The 16621-nt window shown below is 62.3% G+C and carries 13 protein-coding genes and 1 pseudogene; 4 read left to right on the top strand and 10 right to left on the bottom strand.

Features of this window, described 5'->3' with window-relative positions:
* Nucleotides 1-45: 45 nt before the first annotated feature.
* Nucleotides 46-762, bottom strand: a complete 717-nt coding sequence (locus X744_RS165070; protein ID WP_023757485.1) for a DNA-3-methyladenine glycosylase I — start codon at nt 760-762, stop codon at nt 46-48.
* A gap of 92 nt (nt 763-854) precedes the next feature.
* Here X744_RS165070 and X744_RS165065 point away from each other — a divergent pair, with 92 nt between their 5' ends.
* A complete protein-coding gene (locus tag X744_RS165065; protein ID WP_023757486.1) occupies nt 855-1418 on the top strand; it encodes a DUF1003 domain-containing protein in 564 nt (187 codons plus the stop codon).
* Nucleotides 1415-2002, top strand: coding sequence for a DedA family protein (locus X744_RS165060; protein WP_023757487.1), 588 nt, complete (start codon nt 1415-1417; stop codon nt 2000-2002). The genes X744_RS165065 and X744_RS165060 overlap by 4 nt, the downstream gene beginning before the upstream one ends.
* Nucleotides 2003-2062: 60 nt before the next feature.
* Here the strand turns inward: X744_RS165060 and X744_RS01000000169250 are convergent.
* Both X744_RS01000000169250 and X744_RS165055 read right to left on the bottom strand, forming a co-directional pair.
* A pseudogene (locus X744_RS01000000169250) lies at nt 2063-2349 on the bottom strand (diacylglycerol kinase).
* 81 nt (nt 2350-2430) lie between these two features.
* Nucleotides 2431-2847 (bottom strand): GFA family protein, encoded by a 417-nt coding sequence (locus tag X744_RS165055; RefSeq protein WP_023757488.1) that lies wholly within the window; start codon nt 2845-2847, stop codon nt 2431-2433.
* 343 nt (nt 2848-3190) lie between these two features.
* Between X744_RS165055 and X744_RS165050 the strand changes: the two genes are divergently transcribed.
* Nucleotides 3191-4261: a diguanylate cyclase gene (locus X744_RS165050; protein ID WP_023757489.1), complete on the top strand. Its 1071-nt coding sequence runs from the start codon at nt 3191-3193 to the stop codon at nt 4259-4261.
* A 112-nt stretch (nt 4262-4373) separates the two neighbouring features.
* On the opposite strand, the gene X744_RS165045 is transcribed toward X744_RS165050, so the two are convergent.
* The 3 genes from X744_RS165045 to X744_RS165035 form a co-directional block, all read right to left on the bottom strand.
* On the bottom strand, nt 4374-5747 hold the full coding sequence (locus X744_RS165045) for a 3-deoxy-7-phosphoheptulonate synthase class II (protein ID WP_023757490.1): 1374 nt from the start codon (nt 5745-5747) through the stop codon (nt 4374-4376).
* 213 nt (nt 5748-5960) lie between these two features.
* The gene (mfd, locus tag X744_RS165040; RefSeq protein WP_023757491.1) at nt 5961-9461 is read right to left on the bottom strand and encodes a transcription-repair coupling factor; all 3501 of its coding nucleotides are present in this window, start codon (nt 9459-9461) and stop codon (nt 5961-5963) included.
* A gap of 71 nt (nt 9462-9532) precedes the next feature.
* Nucleotides 9533-9820 carry a succinate dehydrogenase assembly factor 2 gene (locus tag X744_RS165035; protein WP_023757492.1) on the bottom strand — a complete coding sequence of 96 codons (288 nt, stop codon included), beginning with the start codon at nt 9818-9820 and terminating at the stop codon, nt 9533-9535.
* A 92-nt stretch (nt 9821-9912) separates the two neighbouring features.
* On the opposite strand from X744_RS165035, the gene recG reads away from it, so the two are divergent.
* The gene (gene recG, locus X744_RS165030; RefSeq protein ID WP_023757493.1) at nt 9913-12021 is read left to right on the top strand and encodes an ATP-dependent DNA helicase RecG; all 2109 of its coding nucleotides are present in this window, start codon (nt 9913-9915) and stop codon (nt 12019-12021) included.
* On the opposite strand, the gene X744_RS165025 is transcribed toward recG, so the two are convergent.
* The 4 genes from X744_RS165025 to glmU form a co-directional block, all read right to left on the bottom strand.
* Nucleotides 11973-12728 carry a DUF502 domain-containing protein gene (locus X744_RS165025; RefSeq protein ID WP_031259610.1) on the bottom strand — a complete coding sequence of 252 codons (756 nt, stop codon included), beginning with the start codon at nt 12726-12728 and terminating at the stop codon, nt 11973-11975. The genes recG and X744_RS165025 overlap by 49 nt on opposite strands.
* 80 nt (nt 12729-12808) lie before the next feature.
* On the bottom strand, nt 12809-13111 hold the full coding sequence (locus tag X744_RS165020; RefSeq protein ID WP_023757495.1) for a HigA family addiction module antitoxin: 303 nt from the start codon (nt 13109-13111) through the stop codon (nt 12809-12811).
* Between the two features lie 31 nt (nt 13112-13142).
* A complete protein-coding gene (glmS, locus tag X744_RS165015; RefSeq protein ID WP_023757496.1) occupies nt 13143-14966 on the bottom strand; it encodes a glutamine--fructose-6-phosphate transaminase (isomerizing) in 1824 nt (607 codons plus the stop codon).
* 175 nt (nt 14967-15141) lie between these two features.
* A complete protein-coding gene (glmU, locus tag X744_RS165010) occupies nt 15142-16500 on the bottom strand; it encodes a bifunctional UDP-N-acetylglucosamine diphosphorylase/glucosamine-1-phosphate N-acetyltransferase GlmU (RefSeq protein ID WP_023757497.1) in 1359 nt (452 codons plus the stop codon).
* Nucleotides 16501-16621 lie beyond the last annotated feature (121 nt).

Raw genomic sequence — 16621 nt, forward strand, 5'->3', positions numbered from 1 at the left:
TTCGTTTGGACCAATTCGGACTGATTGTGGCCGCACTGCCGGCGATCAGTCGTCACCCATATATTCGCGCAACGATTGCGGAGAATGGTTCTCCCCGATCGACATTGCCAGGATGCGCGATATGTGGCGGCGCGGCAGACGTGTCTGCGCCGCCCACTGATTGATCTGGGCCTGGATCTTGTCGAGATCTCTCTTCGAGGTCGGGCTTTCGGCGATTTCGAGCCCCGAGTCGCGCAATGCCGCCGCCATGTCGCCCGAAATGACGAAGGCATCCCAGCCTAGCCAGCGCAGGAAATACTGGCCGGTGTTGCCGCCGAGCCGGCTGCCATGTTTGCCGAGATAGGCCATCAGGCCGACTTGGTCGTCGGCCGGCCATTTGGCGAGGAATTCGCCGAAGCCACCATGCTCCTTCGACACGCGCTCGACGAAGGCAGCGTTGTCGCGAACGGATTTGATCTTCTGCGGATTGCGCACGATGCGCTGGTCGGAAGCCAGATCGTGCCAGAAATCATCGGGTTGGAACAACAGCCGCTTCGGCTCGAAGTGGAGAAACGCCTCTTCGAAGCCCGGCCATTTCTGTTCGATGACGCGCCAGACGAAACCGGCGGCAAACACGCGCTCGGCCATAACAGACAGAATGCGATCGTCCGCGATCTCAGCCATGGCGGCATTGTCGGGCAGGGGGCCCAGCAGTGACGAAAGCTCCGCTTCGCCACCCTTGCGTTTTGCGGCACGTGCGCGGATTTTTGCGAAATCGGCCATTCTGCTTGCGTCCTCGCGTCATGCTTTTGACGACCGGCATCTTCCTATATGGAAATCAGGCTGCCAAGCCGATGCTTTGTATGGAGACATCCATGAACAAGACCGTGCCGGAACTCGCCAATCGCTGGCTGAGGCGAACCCCGGAGAGCCTGAGCGAACTTGAGAGGCGGGTGCTGCAGAGTACCGTCGACCGCAAGCCCATAGCGCAGGACATCAATGTCAATCTTGCCGGCCTTCAGGGCATGGGCGACCGTATCGCCGACGCCATTGCGCGCGTCGGCGGCTCGTGGACGTTCATCCTGTCCTTCATCGCCTTCCTGATCCTCTGGATCGGTGCCAATTGGTGGCTGCTGGGGCGAGAATCGTTCGACCCCTACCCTTTCATCTTCCTCAACCTCGTCCTCTCGATGATCGCCGCCTTGCAGGCGCCGGTGATCATGATGTCGCAGAACCGCCAAGCGGCGCGCGACCGTCTCGACGCCGCGCACGATTACGAGGTCAACCTTAAAGCCGAGATCGAGATCATGGCGCTGCACGAAAAGCTGGACGAGCTGCGCCACAGCCAGATCATCGGCATGCGCGACGAGATCGCGCAGATAGCCGAACAGGTGAAGCGGATTGACGAGCGACTTGCCCCCCAGACCCAGCCCTCATGACGGAGGCCATCCATCATTTCATCGAACAATATGGACTGCTTGCCATATTTCTCGGCTGCGTTGCCGAGGGTGAAAGTGCCGCCATCCTCGGCGGCTTCGTCGCGCATCAGCAGGTCTTCGTCCTGTGGCACGCCTTTGTCGCGGCTGGCCTCGGCGCCTTCGTCGGCGATACCTTCTTCTTCATCCTTGGACGTAGCTTTGCCGACCATCGCTATGTCGTCAGATTGCGCAAGCGACCCGGCTTTCGCCGCGCCTTTCGCCTGCTCAACACCCATCCGAACATTTTCGTCCTGTCGAACCGCTATATCTACGGCATGCGCCTCGTCGGCGGCATCGCGGCCGGGCTTTCCAATATCCCCGCGCCGCTCTTCGTCATCCTCAACGCTATTTCGTCGGCGATCTGGGCGGTGCTGTTCGGCACGATAGGTTATGTCTTTGGACTGGGAGCCGAGCACTTCATCGGCCAGGCATTGATGCGCCACGAGCGGTTGCTGGTCGGGCTGGGCATCGGCCTGACCGTGGCGATCCTTGCTTGGTTCGTTGCCCGTCACATCGCTAACAGGGAGCGCGCCAGGGAGAGCTGAGCTGGATGTGCTTGAGATTCAGGTCATGCCGCCATCACCCGGATATTCCAGCACCTCCTGCTAAATCGGTAGGCCCGTGATCCGCTCGATGATGGCGATGCCCCAGACGCCGGCGACGATGAGCACCGAAATCAGCACCGCCAGCGAACCGCAGTCCTTCGCCAGTTGAATGTCGACATTGAACTCGCGGCTGAAGGCATCGCATGCCGCCTCGATGCCGGTGTTCAGCACTTCGACCANAAGGCAAGCGCAAGCAGCACCAGTTCCTGCTGGAAAGCCTTCTCGCTGGCCGCCAGCTTGCGAAACGCCCGCACCGAATTGAAATAAGCGCCGATCAGCCGCTGCATGCCAAACCCCTTTCCGAATCACCGGCACGGGATAATGCAATTGCTGGCCAGATCAACGAAATAAGGCGATTTTTCCAAGAATCATTCGGCGACCGGTATGGACGGTGTCGATTTCTCAAACTGTGGCAGGCCGTCGTCGATCGAATAATAGTCGCCCTTGTCGCCGACGAAAATATGGCATTCGCCCTCAAGGCCTGTCGGCTTGTCGAACGACCCTGCCATGACTGAGATGTAGTCCTGGTGTCGCGGCTCCCAGAACATCACCGATCCGCACGCCTTGCAAAAACCACGCCTTGCGAAGGCAGACGCCTCGTACCAGGTGATGTTTTCCTTGCCCTCAATCACGATATCGGCATTGGCAACATTGGTCGCGGCGTAGAAATGTCCGCTCTGCTTGCGGCATTGCGAGCAATGACAATAGACGACGCCACGCAGCGCTCCGTGCGTTCTGAAGCGGACCGCTCCGCACAGACACGAGCCTCGATGACCATCACTCATGGCGACTCCTTCTTGGAGAAAACTCTGCTTGGCACGAGCTTCGCCATCACGTTTCCAGCTTTGCGGCAGCCACGCGCCAGCAAATGCGACACATGCTGGCGCCGCGAACGCGAAATTCAGTTTCATTCAAGCTTCTACAGCCGCAAATAGAGAAAAACGTGTCCGGCCTTTACAAATTAAGGAAACTTTAGCGCCGGCGCATTTATGGTCACGGCAAGCGACGGTCGTGGGTGGGGACGCGTCTCGTCGCAGATTGTGGACTATCGGGCGGCATTCCCCAGGACGGCGACACGTGGAACCTGCAAATTCTACGGCGGGATCCGAGGGGAAGAGTGATCAGAACATGCAGCTGGCAGCCGTCCCCACAGAACGAAAGACCGACATCGCAGCCAGTGTCATCGCCACAATGCGCCAGCTGGGCGTGCTCGGCCTGCCGCGCAACTACGAGATCTTCTACGAGGCCCTGAGCGGCACCAATCGCGAACTCAGCCTCGCCGTCGTTTCGCTCAGCAACCGGCCGACACAGGATGAACTGGACCAGATCGGGCGCACTTTCTTTGCCCAGAACCATGGCCCCGGCATCGTCGAGCATGCCAGGGACGTTATTGCCAAGGAGCTTGAAGAGGTCGCCTCGCTGTTGCGGAGCGAGCGTAGCCACATCGAGAAATACGGCAGGATCCTCGATGAGACATCGAGTGGCCTCAGCGGCCGCAGCCTTCTGTCTCAGGATCTTTTGCAGAAGATTGCCAATGCCATGTCGGTTGCCACCAATTCGACGATCGATCACGGTCGGCAGGTGGCCTCGACGCTCCGCGACAAGACTGCCGAACTGGAGAGCGTCAAGTCGAAGCTCGAGGAATACAAGCGGCTGGCCGATACCGATCCCTTGACCCATATCTGGAATCGCCGCGCCTTCGACAAGGAAATTACGAAGATCTACAACAGCAACAAGGGTATCCTGTTCAACGCCTTGATCCTTGCCGACATCGACCGTTTCAAGGACATCAACGACCGCTACGGCCACCCGGTCGGCGACAAGATCATCCAGATCATAGCCGACATTTTCCAGACAGGCATTCGCGGCGACATGTTCGTCGCCCGCACCGGCGGCGAGGAGTTCGCGCTGATCATCGAGGGCGCAAGCGAGGATGCCACCTACGAGATAGCCGAACGCATTCGCGCCCTGATCGAGGAGACGCCGTTCACCAGCAGCCAGACCGGTACCAATTACGGCACTGTCACCGTCTCGATGGGCATCTGCATGGCATCCGAGGCCGAGGGGCCCGAGGACCTCTACACCAAGGCCGACCGGGCGCTCTATCGCTCGAAGGTCAGTGGCCGCAACCGCGTCACCAGGCACTCGACGATGGCTGGCCGGGCCGGCAAGAGCTGGCTGCTCTACAAGAAGGACTGAAACCTTCGGTTCCTGCCCCTCGCGGCTTGTGCCGGCAGCACGAACGCAGGGCTGAAAAGCGCCCGATTTCTCGGGCGCCTTTTCATGACCTCATCCGGATCGCGCCGAAAAATCAGCCGTTGACGGCCTGCTTGTGCTGCACCGGGTGGCTCTTCTTCAACAAATCCGAGACCAGGAAGGCCAGTTCGATCGCCTGGTCGGCGTTGAGGCGCGGATCGCAATGGGTGTGGTAACGGTCCTGCAAATCCTCGGCGGTGATGGCTCGCGCGCCACCGGTGCATTCGGTGACGTTCTTGCCGGTCATCTCGACATGGATACCGCCCGGATGCGTGCCTTCGGCGCGGTGCACCTCGAAGAAGGTCTGCACCTCCTTCAGGATGCGGTCGAACGGCCGCGTCTTGTAGCCAGCGGCCTCGATCGTGTTGCCGTGCATCGGGTCGGACGACCACACCACGCTGCGGCCTTCCTTCTGCACGGCACGCACCAGCTTCGGCAGATGGTCGGCGACCTTGTCGGAACCGAAGCGCGCGATCAGGGTCAGCCGGCCGGGCTCGTTCTCGGGGTTGAGCAGATCGATGAGTTCCAGCAACCCGTCCGGCGTCAGCGACGGGCCGCATTTCAGGCCGAGCGGGTTCTTGATGCCGCGGCAATATTCGACATGCGCATGGTCGGGCTGGCGTGTGCGGTCGCCGATCCAGATCATATGGCCTGAAGTGGCGTACCAGTCGCCGGAGGTCGAATCGACGCGGGTCAGCGCCTCCTCATAACCGAGCAGCAACGCCTCGTGGCTGGTGTAGAAATCGGTTTCGCGCAGTGCGTAGTTGGTTTCCGAGGTGATGCCGACGGCCTTCATGAAGTCCATCGTCTCGGTGATGCGATTGGCGAGCGATTCATACTTCTCGCCTTGCGGACTGTCGGACACGAAGCCGAGCATCCAGCTATGCACATTCTCCAGGCTGGCATAGCCGCCCTGCGCGAATGCGCGCAGAAGGTTGAGCGTCGCCGCCGACTGGCGGTAGGCCATCTCCTGGCGGGCAGGATCGGGAATGCGCGACTTGGCGTCGAATTCGATGCCGTTGATGATGTCGCCGCGGTAGCTGGGCAGCGTCACCCCGCCCTTGGTCTCGTTGTCGGACGAACGCGGCTTGGCGAACTGGCCGGCAACGCGGCCAACCTTCACCACCGGCTGTGCGCCGGCGAAGGTCAGCACAACCGACATCTGCAGGAAGACGCGGAAGAAGTCGCGGATGTTGTCCGCGCCATGCTCGGCGAAGCTCTCGGCGCAATCGCCACCCTGGAGAAGGAATGCGTCACCGGCAGCGACGGCCGCTAGCTGCTTCTTCAGCTTGCGTGCCTCACCTGCAAAAACCAACGGCGGAAAGGTCGCGAGCTGGGCTTCCGTGGTCTTCAGCGCGGCAAGGTCCGGATAGGCAGGAACCTGCTTGATCGGTTTTGCTCTCCAAGAATTCGGCGACCATTTCGTCATCGCTGCACCCAACGCTCTTTCCGAGCAATTCCAGGAAAAGTGTGAAACGGTTTTCCGTCCGGAATTGCGTCAAACAAACAAATGGGCGCCATCGCCCGCCAACCCGCCCTATAAAGGGATCGCGGCTCCATACACGAAGCCGATTTCCTATTCTAGACCGGATTTGGCTGCGTGGCGAATGCGCGCCTGGCGAGGCGGTGTCCTATCCCTGCCCTACGCCGCCGCCTTCTCCACCAGCCGCGCCAGTTGTGTCATGACGACCGCGGAGCCCGCCAGCCGCTTCTCGGCCGTTGGCCAGTCGCGCACGAACACGACGCTGTGGTCCGGCCGGATCTTGGCTAGCGACCCCTGCTCGCCGATGAACCTGACCAGCCCGACCGGGTTGGAGAATTCACGCTTGCGGAAATGGATGACGACGCCCTTCGGCCCGGCGTCGAGCTTCTCGACATTGGCCTTGCGGCAGAGCGCCTTGATGAAGACGATCTTCAAGAGATGCTTGACCTCCTCGGGCAGCGGGCCGAAGCGGTCGATCAGCTCGGCGCCGAAAGCATCTATCTCCTCGGTGTTTTCGAGATCGCCGAGACGGCGATAAAGCGCCAGCCTGAGTTGCAGGTCCGGCACATAGCCTTCCGGGATCATCACCGCCGTGCCGACGGCGATCTGCGGCGACCAGCCGCCATCCAGCACCTCGCCGGAATCCTTCACCTCGGCGACGGCCTCTTCCAGCATCTGCTGGTAGAGTTCGAAGCCGACCTCCTTGATGTGGCCGGACTGCTCCTCGCCCAGAAGATTGCCCGCGCCCCTGATGTCGAGGTCGTGGCTGGCCAGCTGGAAGCCGGCGCCCAACGTGTCGAGCGATTGCAGCACCTTCAGCCGGCGCTCGGCGGTGTCGGTCAGCTTGCGGTTGGCCGGCAGCGTGAACAGCGCATAGGCGCGCACCTTCGAACGCCCGACGCGGCCGCGCAATTGGTAGAGCTGCGACAGGCCGAACATGTCGGCTCGATGGATGATCAGCGTATTGGCCGTTGGGATGTCGAGGCCGGATTCGACGATGGTGGTCGACAGCAACACGTCGTACTGGCCGTCGTAGAAGGCATTCATGATGTCATCGAGTTCGCCCGGTGGCATCTGGCCATGGGCCACCGCAACTTTCAGTTCGGGTACGGATTCTCTCAGGAAGTCATGGATTTCTGAGAGATCGCTGATGCGCGGCACCACGTAGAAGGAGTGCCCGCCGCGATAGCGTTCGCGCAGCAGCGTCTCACGGATCACCAGCGGATCGAAGGGCGAGATGAAGGTGCGCACCGCCAGGCGGTCGACCGGCGGCGTGGCTATCAGCGACAGCTCGCGCACCCCGGTCAGCGCCAGTTGCAGCGTACGCGGGATTGGCGTCGCCGACAGGGTCAGCACGTGCACATCGGTCTTCAGGTCCTTCAGCCGTTCCTTGTGCTTGACGCCAAAGTGCTGCTCCTCGTCGATGATCAGCAGGCCAAGGTTCTTGAACGAGATCGCGGACCCAAGCAGCGCATGGGTGCCGATGACGATGTCGACCTGGCCCTCGGCAATGCCCTTCTTCGTTTCCGCCAGTTCCTTGGCACCGACCAGACGCGAGGCTTGGGAAACGCGGATCGGCAGGCCTGAGAAACGCTGCGAAAACGTCTTGAAATGCTGGCGCGACAACAGTGTCGTCGGCACCACCACCGCCACCTGAAATCCTTCCATCGCCGCGATGAAGGCGGCCCGCAACGCTACCTCGGTTTTGCCGAAGCCGACATCGCCGCAGATCAGCCGGTCCATCGGCTTGCCGGCGCCAAGGTCGTCGCGCACCGAGTCGATCGCCGTCTGCTGGTCGTCGGTCTCCTCGTAGGGGAAGCGGGCGGAGAACTCGCCGTAGAGGCCTTCGGCCGGCACCAGCGCCGGTGCGGCGCGCATCTGCCGTTCGGCGGCGATGCGGATCAATTGCCCGGCCATGTCGAGCAGGCGCTTCTTCAGCCGCGCCTTGCGCGACTGCCAGGCGCCGCCCCCGAGCTTGTCCAGCGTCGCCTCGGCGGTGTCAGAACCGTAGCGCGACAAAAGCTCGATGTTTTCGACTGGCAGGAACAGCCGGTCGTCGCCGGCATAGTGGATTTCCAGGCAATCATGCGGCGCGCCGACTGCCTCGATGGTACGCAGACCGACGAAACGGCCGATGCCATGGTCTGCATGGACGACGATGTCGCCCGCCGACAGCGCCGAGGCTTCGGCAATGAAATCCGAGGGACGCTTCTTGCGCTTCGAGCGCCGGATCAGCCGGTCGCCGAGAATATCCTGTTCGGCGACGACGACCAGCTTCTCGGTCTCGAAGCCGGATTCGAGCGGCAGCACGGCGAGCGCCGCCTGCCCCGGCTCGAGCTTTTCGGCTTCCGCCAGGGTCGCGACCTGCTTGAGGTTGCCGAGATGGTGCTCGCCAAGGATCTGGCCAAGCCGGTCGAGTGAACCTTCGGTCCAGCCGGCGACGACGACGCGGCGGCGCGCCGCGCGCTCGTCGGCGATGTGTTTGACCACGACGTCGAACACATTGATGCTGGGGTCGGCGCGTTCCTCGACGAAGCTGCGGCCGTGCCGCGAACCGGCGTGGTAGACTTTCTTCGCGCCGGCATCGGGCGCATCGAACGGCGTGAAATCGATCGCTTCGCGCGGCCCTAGCGAGGCGATCAGGTTTTCCGGCGAGAGATAGAGCAGATCCGGCGGCACCGGCTTGTAGGGCACGGCATCCCTGAGCGCACCGTCGGCCTGCTTCTTGCGCGCTTCGTAGTGATCGAGGATCAGCGTGTGGCGTTCGGCCAGCGCCTCATGCGCCAGATGGTCGAAGACGACAGGTGTATCGGTGAGATAGTCGAACACCGTCTCCAACCGCTCGTAGAAGAACGGCAGCCAGTGCTCCATGCCGGCGAAGCGCCTGCCTTCGCTGACCGCCGCATAGAGCCCGTCGTCGCGCTGCGGTGCGCCAAAAGCTTCGATATAGGAGCGGCGGAAGCGGCTGATCGTTTCCGGCGTCAGCGCCACTTCGCTCATCGCCTGCAGCGCCATCGATTTGCGCTGGCCCGTAGTGCGCTGGGTAGCGGCGTCGAAGACACGGATCGATTCCAGCGTGTCGCCGAAGAAGTCGAGCCTGAGCGCCTCCGTCCAGCCTGGGGCAAACAGGTCGAGAATGCCGCCGCGCACCGCGAATTCGCCGATGCCGCGCACCGTCGGCACCCGCTCGAAGCCGGATGTTTCCAACCGCGACACCAGTGCGTTCATGTCGATCTGGTTGCCGGGCCTGGCGTGGAAGGTCTGTGCCTCGACCAGTTCAGCCGGCGGAATGCGCTGCAGCAGTGCATTGGCAGTGGTGAGGATGACGGCGCGATGCGGCTTTTTCGCCAGCGCGATCATGGCGGTCAGCGCATCGAGGCGCTTGGCGGCGGCATCCGAACCAGGCGACACGCGGTCGTAGGGCAGACAATCCCAGGCCGGTAGTTCGAGGATCGGCAGACCTGGCGCCGCGAAGGACAGCGCCTCGATGATCGCCGGCAGGCGCTGGCCGTCGCGCGCCACGAACAGCACCGGCTTGTCGGGCGCGATCTCGAATGCCGCCTGCACCAGCGCGAAGGCTTCGTAGCCGTCGGCGACGCCGTCGACGATGAACTGGCCGGCGCGGCCTTTCGGCAGACCGATGGTGGGAATGAGGCTCATGAAATCACTGTCTTGCTTGTCGCAATTCCGGACGGAAAACCGCTTCGCACTTTTCCTGGAATTGCTTGTGTTCAGAATGTCATGGAGTGGCGGAACGCCAGGATCTTTCGCAGGACGGCACAATCGATATCTGCCGGGACCGGGCGTTCGCCGGTGACCATGGGCAGGAATTCAGTGTCGGGAATGTCGAGGAGCTTCTCATATTGGTCGATTTCCTCGTCGGTCAAGGCGCCGATCTCAGCGTCGGCGAAAGTGCCGAGGATCAGGTCCATCTCGCGCATGCCGCGATGCCAGGAGCGAAACAGAAGCTTGCGGCGGTGAGCGTCCAGCCCCTCGCTTGATCTCGTCGTTCCGGTCATTGTGCCGCATCCTCGCTTGCTGCGGCGCATATAGCGTGGATAGAAGGTGCTGTCAGCCTTGCGCTGTAGCCGTCGCAACATAAGCTGACATCATGCGCCCCACCATCCTCGATCCCTTGTTTGTCCCGATCACTTCGCTTGCCGGCGTCGGGCCGAAGGTTGGCGCCCTGATAGAGAAAGTCGTCACCGCCGATCTCGGCGATCGCGCCGCCCGCGCCGCCGACCTTCTGTTCGTGCTGCCGCACAGCGTCATCGACCGCCGCAGCCGTCCGGGTATCGCAGGATCCGCTGAAGGCCAGATCGTAACGCTCGACGTGCGCATCGACCGCCACCAGCCGCCGCCGCGCGGCAACAGGTCGATACCCTACCGGGTCTATGCCCATGACGACACCGGCGAGATCGCGCTGACCTTCTTTCATGCGCATGCTTCCTATCTCGAAAAGGCGATGCCCGAGGGCGAGCATGTGGTGGTCTCCGGCCGTATGGAATGGTTCAACGGCCGCCCGACCATGGTCCACCCCGACCATATAGCGCTGGCCAGCGAAGCGGAGAACCTGCCACTGGTCGAACCGGTCTATCCGCTCACCGCAGGGCTCTCGGGCAAGGTGCTGCGCCGGGCGATAGGCCAGGCGCTGGCGCGCGTGCCTGAATTTCCCGAATGGCAGGACGGCGCCTTCATGCGCCGGCACACCTTTTCGGCCTTTGGCGATGCGCTCGCCCGCATCCACAATCCGGCAGACCCGATCGACGTCTCTGTCGACGGCGCGGCGTGGCGGCGGCTCGCCTATGACGAGTTGCTGGCGGGCCAGGTCTCACTGGCGCTGGTGCGGGCAAAAGTTCGCCGCCTGTCTGGTCGTCCCCTGGTCGGCGACGGCAGCATCGTCGAGAAGCTGCGCGCCGCACTGCCCTACTCGCTGACATCAAGCCAGGAGTTTGCGCTGGCCGAAATCAATGCCGACCTCGCCGATCCCGAACGCATGCTGCGGCTTTTGCAGGGCGATGTCGGCTCCGGCAAAACGGTTGTGGCGTTGCTGGCCATGGCGCGTGCCGTCGAGGCCGGCGGCCAGGCCGCCTTGATGGCGCCGACGGAAATCCTGGCGCGCCAGCACCTGGCGACGATCGCGCCGCTTGCCGCCAAGGTCGGACTGCGCATCGCCATTCTAACCGGCCGTGAAAAGGGCCGCGAGCGCACCGACACGTTGGCAGGCCTGGCCAGCGGCGAGATCGATATCGTCGTCGGTACCCACGCGCTGTTCCAGGAGACCGTCACCTTCCACGACCTGGTCCTCGCCGTCATCGACGAGCAGCACCGCTTCGGCGTCCACCAGCGCCTTGCCATCACCGCCAAGGGCGATGCACCAGACATGCTGGTGATGACGGCGACACCAATCCCGCGCACGCTGGTGCTGACCGCCTTCGGCGACATGGACGTGTCGAAGCTGACGGAAAAGCCGGCCGGCCGCCAGCCGATCCGCACCGTCACCTTGCCGCTGGAAAGGCTGGACGAACTGGTCGGCCGCATGGTCGACGCCGTTGCCGGCGGCCAGAAGATCTACTGGATCTGTCCGCTGGTCGAGGAATCCGAAGAGATCAAGCTGATGTCCGCCGAGGACCGTTTTGCCTCGCTGAAGCCGCTGTTCGGCGACCGCATCGGCCTTGTCCATGGCCGCATGAAGGGCGCCGAGAAGGACGAGGCGATGCGCGCCTTCAAGCAGGGCGAGACACGCATCCTGATCGCCACCACGGTCATCGAGGTCGGGGTCGATGTGCCGGACGCCACCGTCATGGTCATCGAACATGCCGAACGCTTTGGCCTCGCCCAGTTGCACCAGTTGCGCGGGCGGGTGGGGCGCGGCGACAAGCCGTCCTCCTGCGTGCTGCTCTACAAGGACCCGCTCGGCGAGACCGCGAAACGCCGGCTGTCGGTGATGCGCGAGACCGAAGACGGGTTTCTGATTGCCGAGGAAGACCTGAAGTTGCGCGGCGAAGGCGAATTGCTGGGCACCCGCCAGTCCGGCACGCCGGGTTTCCAGGTGGCGCGCATCGAGGCGCATGCCGACCTTCTGGAGGCCGCCCGTGACGACGCCAGGCTGATCCTGTCGCGCGACCCGGAGCTGCAATCCGAGCGTGGCGAGGCGCTGCGCCTGCTGCTTTATTTGTTCGGACGCGACGAGGCCGTGCGGCTCCTGCGCGCCGGCTGAGCCAAGGCGGCAACCGACGGGTTGGCCAGCATTCCCTCGATCGGCTCGCCGTTCACGACGACCATTTGCTTGACCTCGGGCGCCACCAGCCCGGCCGAGACGATCAGCTTGGCGCCGTCCTCGATCGTCATGTCGAGCAGCACGATGTCCGACTTCGGCACATACATCAGAAAGCCGGTCGTCGGGTTCGGTGTGCAAGGCATGAACACCGCAATCAGCGGATCGCCTTCCTGATCGAGTTTCTGGTTGATCTCGGTCTCTTTCTCGCTAGCGACGAACACCAGCGACCAAACGCCTTTGCGCGGATATTCGACCAGCCCGACCTGGCGGAACATATCGCCCTTGTTGGACAGCACGGTCTCGAAAATCTGCTTCAGCGAACCATAGATGCCTCGCACCAGCGGCATGCGGCCAAGCAGCCGTTCGCCGGAATTGACGATGGCGCGGCCGACGATGTTGGCCGTCAGGAAACCGATCAGCGTGATCAGAATCAGCGCCACGATCAGCCCGAACCCCGGAACCGGAAACGGCAGGTACGTATCAGGACTGTAGCGCAACGGAATATAGGGCTTCACCCAGGAATCGACCCAGCCGATAAACGACCAGGCGATGTAGGCGGTGATCGCCAGTGGCGCACAGACAACGAAGCCTGTGAGGAAATAATTCCTCAGCCGGGTCATGCCGGAGGTCTTAGGAGCGTCGGACATGGTTCACCGGGGACGCGGGTTGCACCGCAACATAATGAACCAGAGGGCGCATTGGAACTGCGAAGTTTTTAAAGCGCCGATTATGCCGCCGCGTCTAGCGGTTCGATTTTCTCGAGTTCCGGCGCCAGTTTCTTGGCTTCGGTTTCAAGCTCATAGGCCTGTTGAAAATTCATCCAGAATTCGGGTGTGGTGTTGAAAAGTCTGGCGAGGCGGAGGGCCGTATCGGGGGTCAAGCCGATCTCCTCCTTGGCAATGCGCTCGATACGGGTGCGCGGAAGATTAAGCTTTTTTGCCAGCGCGCCGGCACTCATGCCGAGCGGGGCGAGATATTCTTCGCGCAGGAATTCTCCAGGATGAACTGGACGTGCGAATTTCGATGCCATTCGGCTCAACCTCCCGATTTGGGGGCAAAACTTACTCCACTGTCACCGATTTCGCCAGATTGCGCGGCTGGTCGACGTCCGTGCCCATGAACACGGCGGTGAAATAGGCGAGCATCTGGATCGGCAGCGCATAGATGATCGGCGAGATGATTTCCGGCACGTCCGGCAGCACGATCGTCTCCATCGTCTTCACGCTCGTCAGTGCCGCACCCTTGCTGTCGGTGATCAGGATGATCTTGCCGCCGCGCGCCGCCACTTCCTGCATGTTCGACACGGTCTTTTCGAAGATGCGGTCATGCGGCGCGATGACGATGACCGGCATGTTCTCGTCAATCAGCGCGATCGGGCCATGCTTCAGTTCGCCCGCGGCATAGCCCTCGGCATGGATGTAGGAGATTTCCTTGAGCTTTAGCGCGCCTTCCATGGCCAGCGGGAAGTTGGTGTCGCGGCCGAGATAGAGCACGTTCTTGTAGTGCGCGAGCTCGCGCGCGATCTTTTCGATCTGATGGTCGAGCTTCAGCACCTGGTTGGCAAAGCGCGGCGCCTCCGAAAGCTCGCGCACAAAGATCTTTTCCTGCTCCTTCGAAATCGTGCCACGCGCCACGCCGGCGCGCACGGCGAGCGATGCCAGCACCGAAAGCTGGCAGGTGAACGCCTTGGTCGAGGCGACGCCGATCTCCGGCCCGGCGAGCGTCGGCAGCACGACGTCGGATTCGCGCGCCATGGTCGATTCTCGCACGTTGACGACGGCACCGATCTTCATCCCCGCCTTGCGGCAGTAGCGCAGCGAGGCCAGCGTGTCGGCGGTCTCGCCCGACTGCGAGATGAAGAACGCCGCGTCGCTCTTCGACAGCGGCATTTCGCGGTAGCGGAATTCGGAGGCGACATCGATGTCGACCGGCAGCCGCGCATAGCGCTCGAACCAGTATTTGCCGATCAGGCCGGCTAGATACGCCGTACCGCAGGCTGAAATCGCCAGCCGGTCGATTTTGGCAAAATCGAAAGGCAGGTCCAGCGGCTTGGAAACACCGCCGACAAAGTCGAGATAATTCGCCAGCGTGTGCGAGATCACCTCGGGCTGTTCATGGATTTCCTTCTCCATGAAGTGGCGCCTATTGCCTTTGTCGACCATGAAACTGGTCGAGAGCGACTGCTGGCGCTTGCGGTCGACCTTTGTGCCGTCGATGTCGAAGATGGTGACGCCGTCGCGGCGCACCACCGCCCAGTCGCCATCTTCGAGATAGGTGATCGAATTGGTGAACGGGGCGAGCGCGATGGCGTCGGACCCTAAAAACATCTCGCCATCGCCATGGCCGACAGCCAGCGGCGGACCGTTGCGGGCGCCGACGATCAAGTCTTCATCGCCCTTGAACATGATCGCCAGCGCGAAAGCGCCTTCCAGCCGCTTCAGCGCCTGGTGCGCGGCATCAACTGACTTTAGCCCCTTGGCAAGTTCGCGCGCCACCAGATGCGCCACGACCTCGGTGTCCGTCTGCGACGAGAAAGAATAGCCGTCGCGGATCAGTTCGTCGCGCAGCTCGGCGAAATTCTCGATGATGCCGTTGTGGACGATGGCGACGCCGTCGGAAAAATGCGGATGCGCATTGGTTTCGTTGGGCACGCCATGCGTCGCCCAGCGCGTGTGGCCGATGCCGATCGTGCCGTCGAGCGGCTCGTTTTTCAGCAAGCGCTCGAGGTTGACCAGCTTGCCTTCGGCGCGGCGGCGGCCAAGCTGGCCGTGCTCGATGGTGGCGACGCCGGCCGAGTCATAGCCGCGATATTCGAGCCGCTTCAGCGCATCGACGATGAGCGGCGCAACCTGCGAGTGGCCGACGATCCCAACAATACCGCACATACAGACAGCCCCCGATTCCCCATGGAAAACCAGCGCTATTTAGGGATGGCCGGCCTGCCGCGAAAGTCACATTGCATTTCGTCCCGTGTAACGGAACGCTTCTGCACGCATGCACCATGACAGATCGCTCTTGCAATCCGGTTACTGCAATTGTTCGGTTTTTTCCGGGCCGGGTTTACTTTTTCTTCGCCGCCGCGGCCGAAGCAAAGCGCTCGCGCAGCTCCTTGCCCTTGCCAGGGATCGTCTTCTGGCGGGCGCGGCCGAAGGCCAGCGCATCGTCGGGCACGCTTTCGGTGATGACGCTGCCCGAGGCGATATAACCGCCCTTGCCGATGGTGACAGGGGCCACCAGTGAGGAATTCGAGCCGACAAAGGCGCCCTCGCCGATGTCGGTGAAAAACTTCGAATAGCCGTCATAGTTGCAGGTGATGGTGCCGGCGCCGACATTGGCTCCGGCGCCAACCCGCGCATCGCCGATATAGGTCAAATGGTTGACCTTGGCGCCCTCCTCGATAACAGCCTGCTTGACCTCACAGAAATTGCCCACCTTGGCCCTTTGCCTGAGATCGGCGCCCGGCCGCAGCCGCGCGTACGGCCCGACATCGCAATTCGAAGCGATGGTGGCGCCTTCGATGTGGCTGAAGGCATGGATCCTGGCGCCTGTGGCGATCTTCACCGCTGGACCGAACCAGACATTGGGCTCGACGATCGTATCGGCCCCGATCTCGGTATCGTGCGAGAAATACACGGTCTCCGGCGCGATCAGCGTCACGCCCGAAAACATCGCCTCGCGCCGACGGCGGGCCTGCCAGATGCCTTCGGCCTGCGCCAATTCGGCGCGGTTGTTGATGCCGAGTGCATTTTCAAAACTGGCTTCGGTCGCAACGACATCGAGGCCTCGCGCGCTGGCAATCTCGACGATGTCGGTGAGGTAATACTCGCCCTTGGCATTCTTGTTGCCGACCGCGTCGAGCAGCTTCAGCGCTTGGACGCCGACTACCGCCATCAACCCTCCATTGCAGAAAGTGATCTTCCGCTCTTCCTCGCTGCAATCCTTCTCCTCGCGGATGGCGACCAGTTTGCCACTCTTTTCGATCAGCCGGCCATAGCCAGTTGGATTGGGGGTACGAAAGCCGATGACGACGACGGCAACGCCTCCCGCCAGCTTACGCCGCGCCGCGATCAGCGCGCCCGGATCGATCAGCGGCGTGTCGCCGAACATCACGAGGACATCGTCATAACCCTTTGATATCGCATCGCGTGCGGCCAGAACGGCATGTGCGGTGCCGAGGCGCTTTTCCTGGACAAAGGTCTCGGCTTTCGGAGCGAATTTTGCCGCCGCCTTGCGCATTTCTTCCGCGCCATGGCCGATCACCAGCGCCTGGTCGCCGGCACCGGCGGCTTCCGCCGCCTTCACCACATGAGCGACCATCGGCAGCCCGGCAATCTGGTGCAGCACCTTCGGCAGCGCGCTCTTCATGCGCGTGCCTTCGCCGGCGGCGAGGATGACGGACAGGCAGGATCTCTGGCTCATGGAAGGCAACCATATGAAGGGGTTGGGAATCAGGACATGCTAACAGTGGCGCCATGCTGCACCAATGCGGTTAAATTCCGGTGAGATGGTGGAGCAGCTGACTCTTAATCAGTGGGTCCAG

The organism is Mesorhizobium sp. LNHC252B00 (assembly GCF_000502955.1).
Lineage (GTDB): Bacteria > Pseudomonadota > Alphaproteobacteria > Rhizobiales > Rhizobiaceae > Mesorhizobium.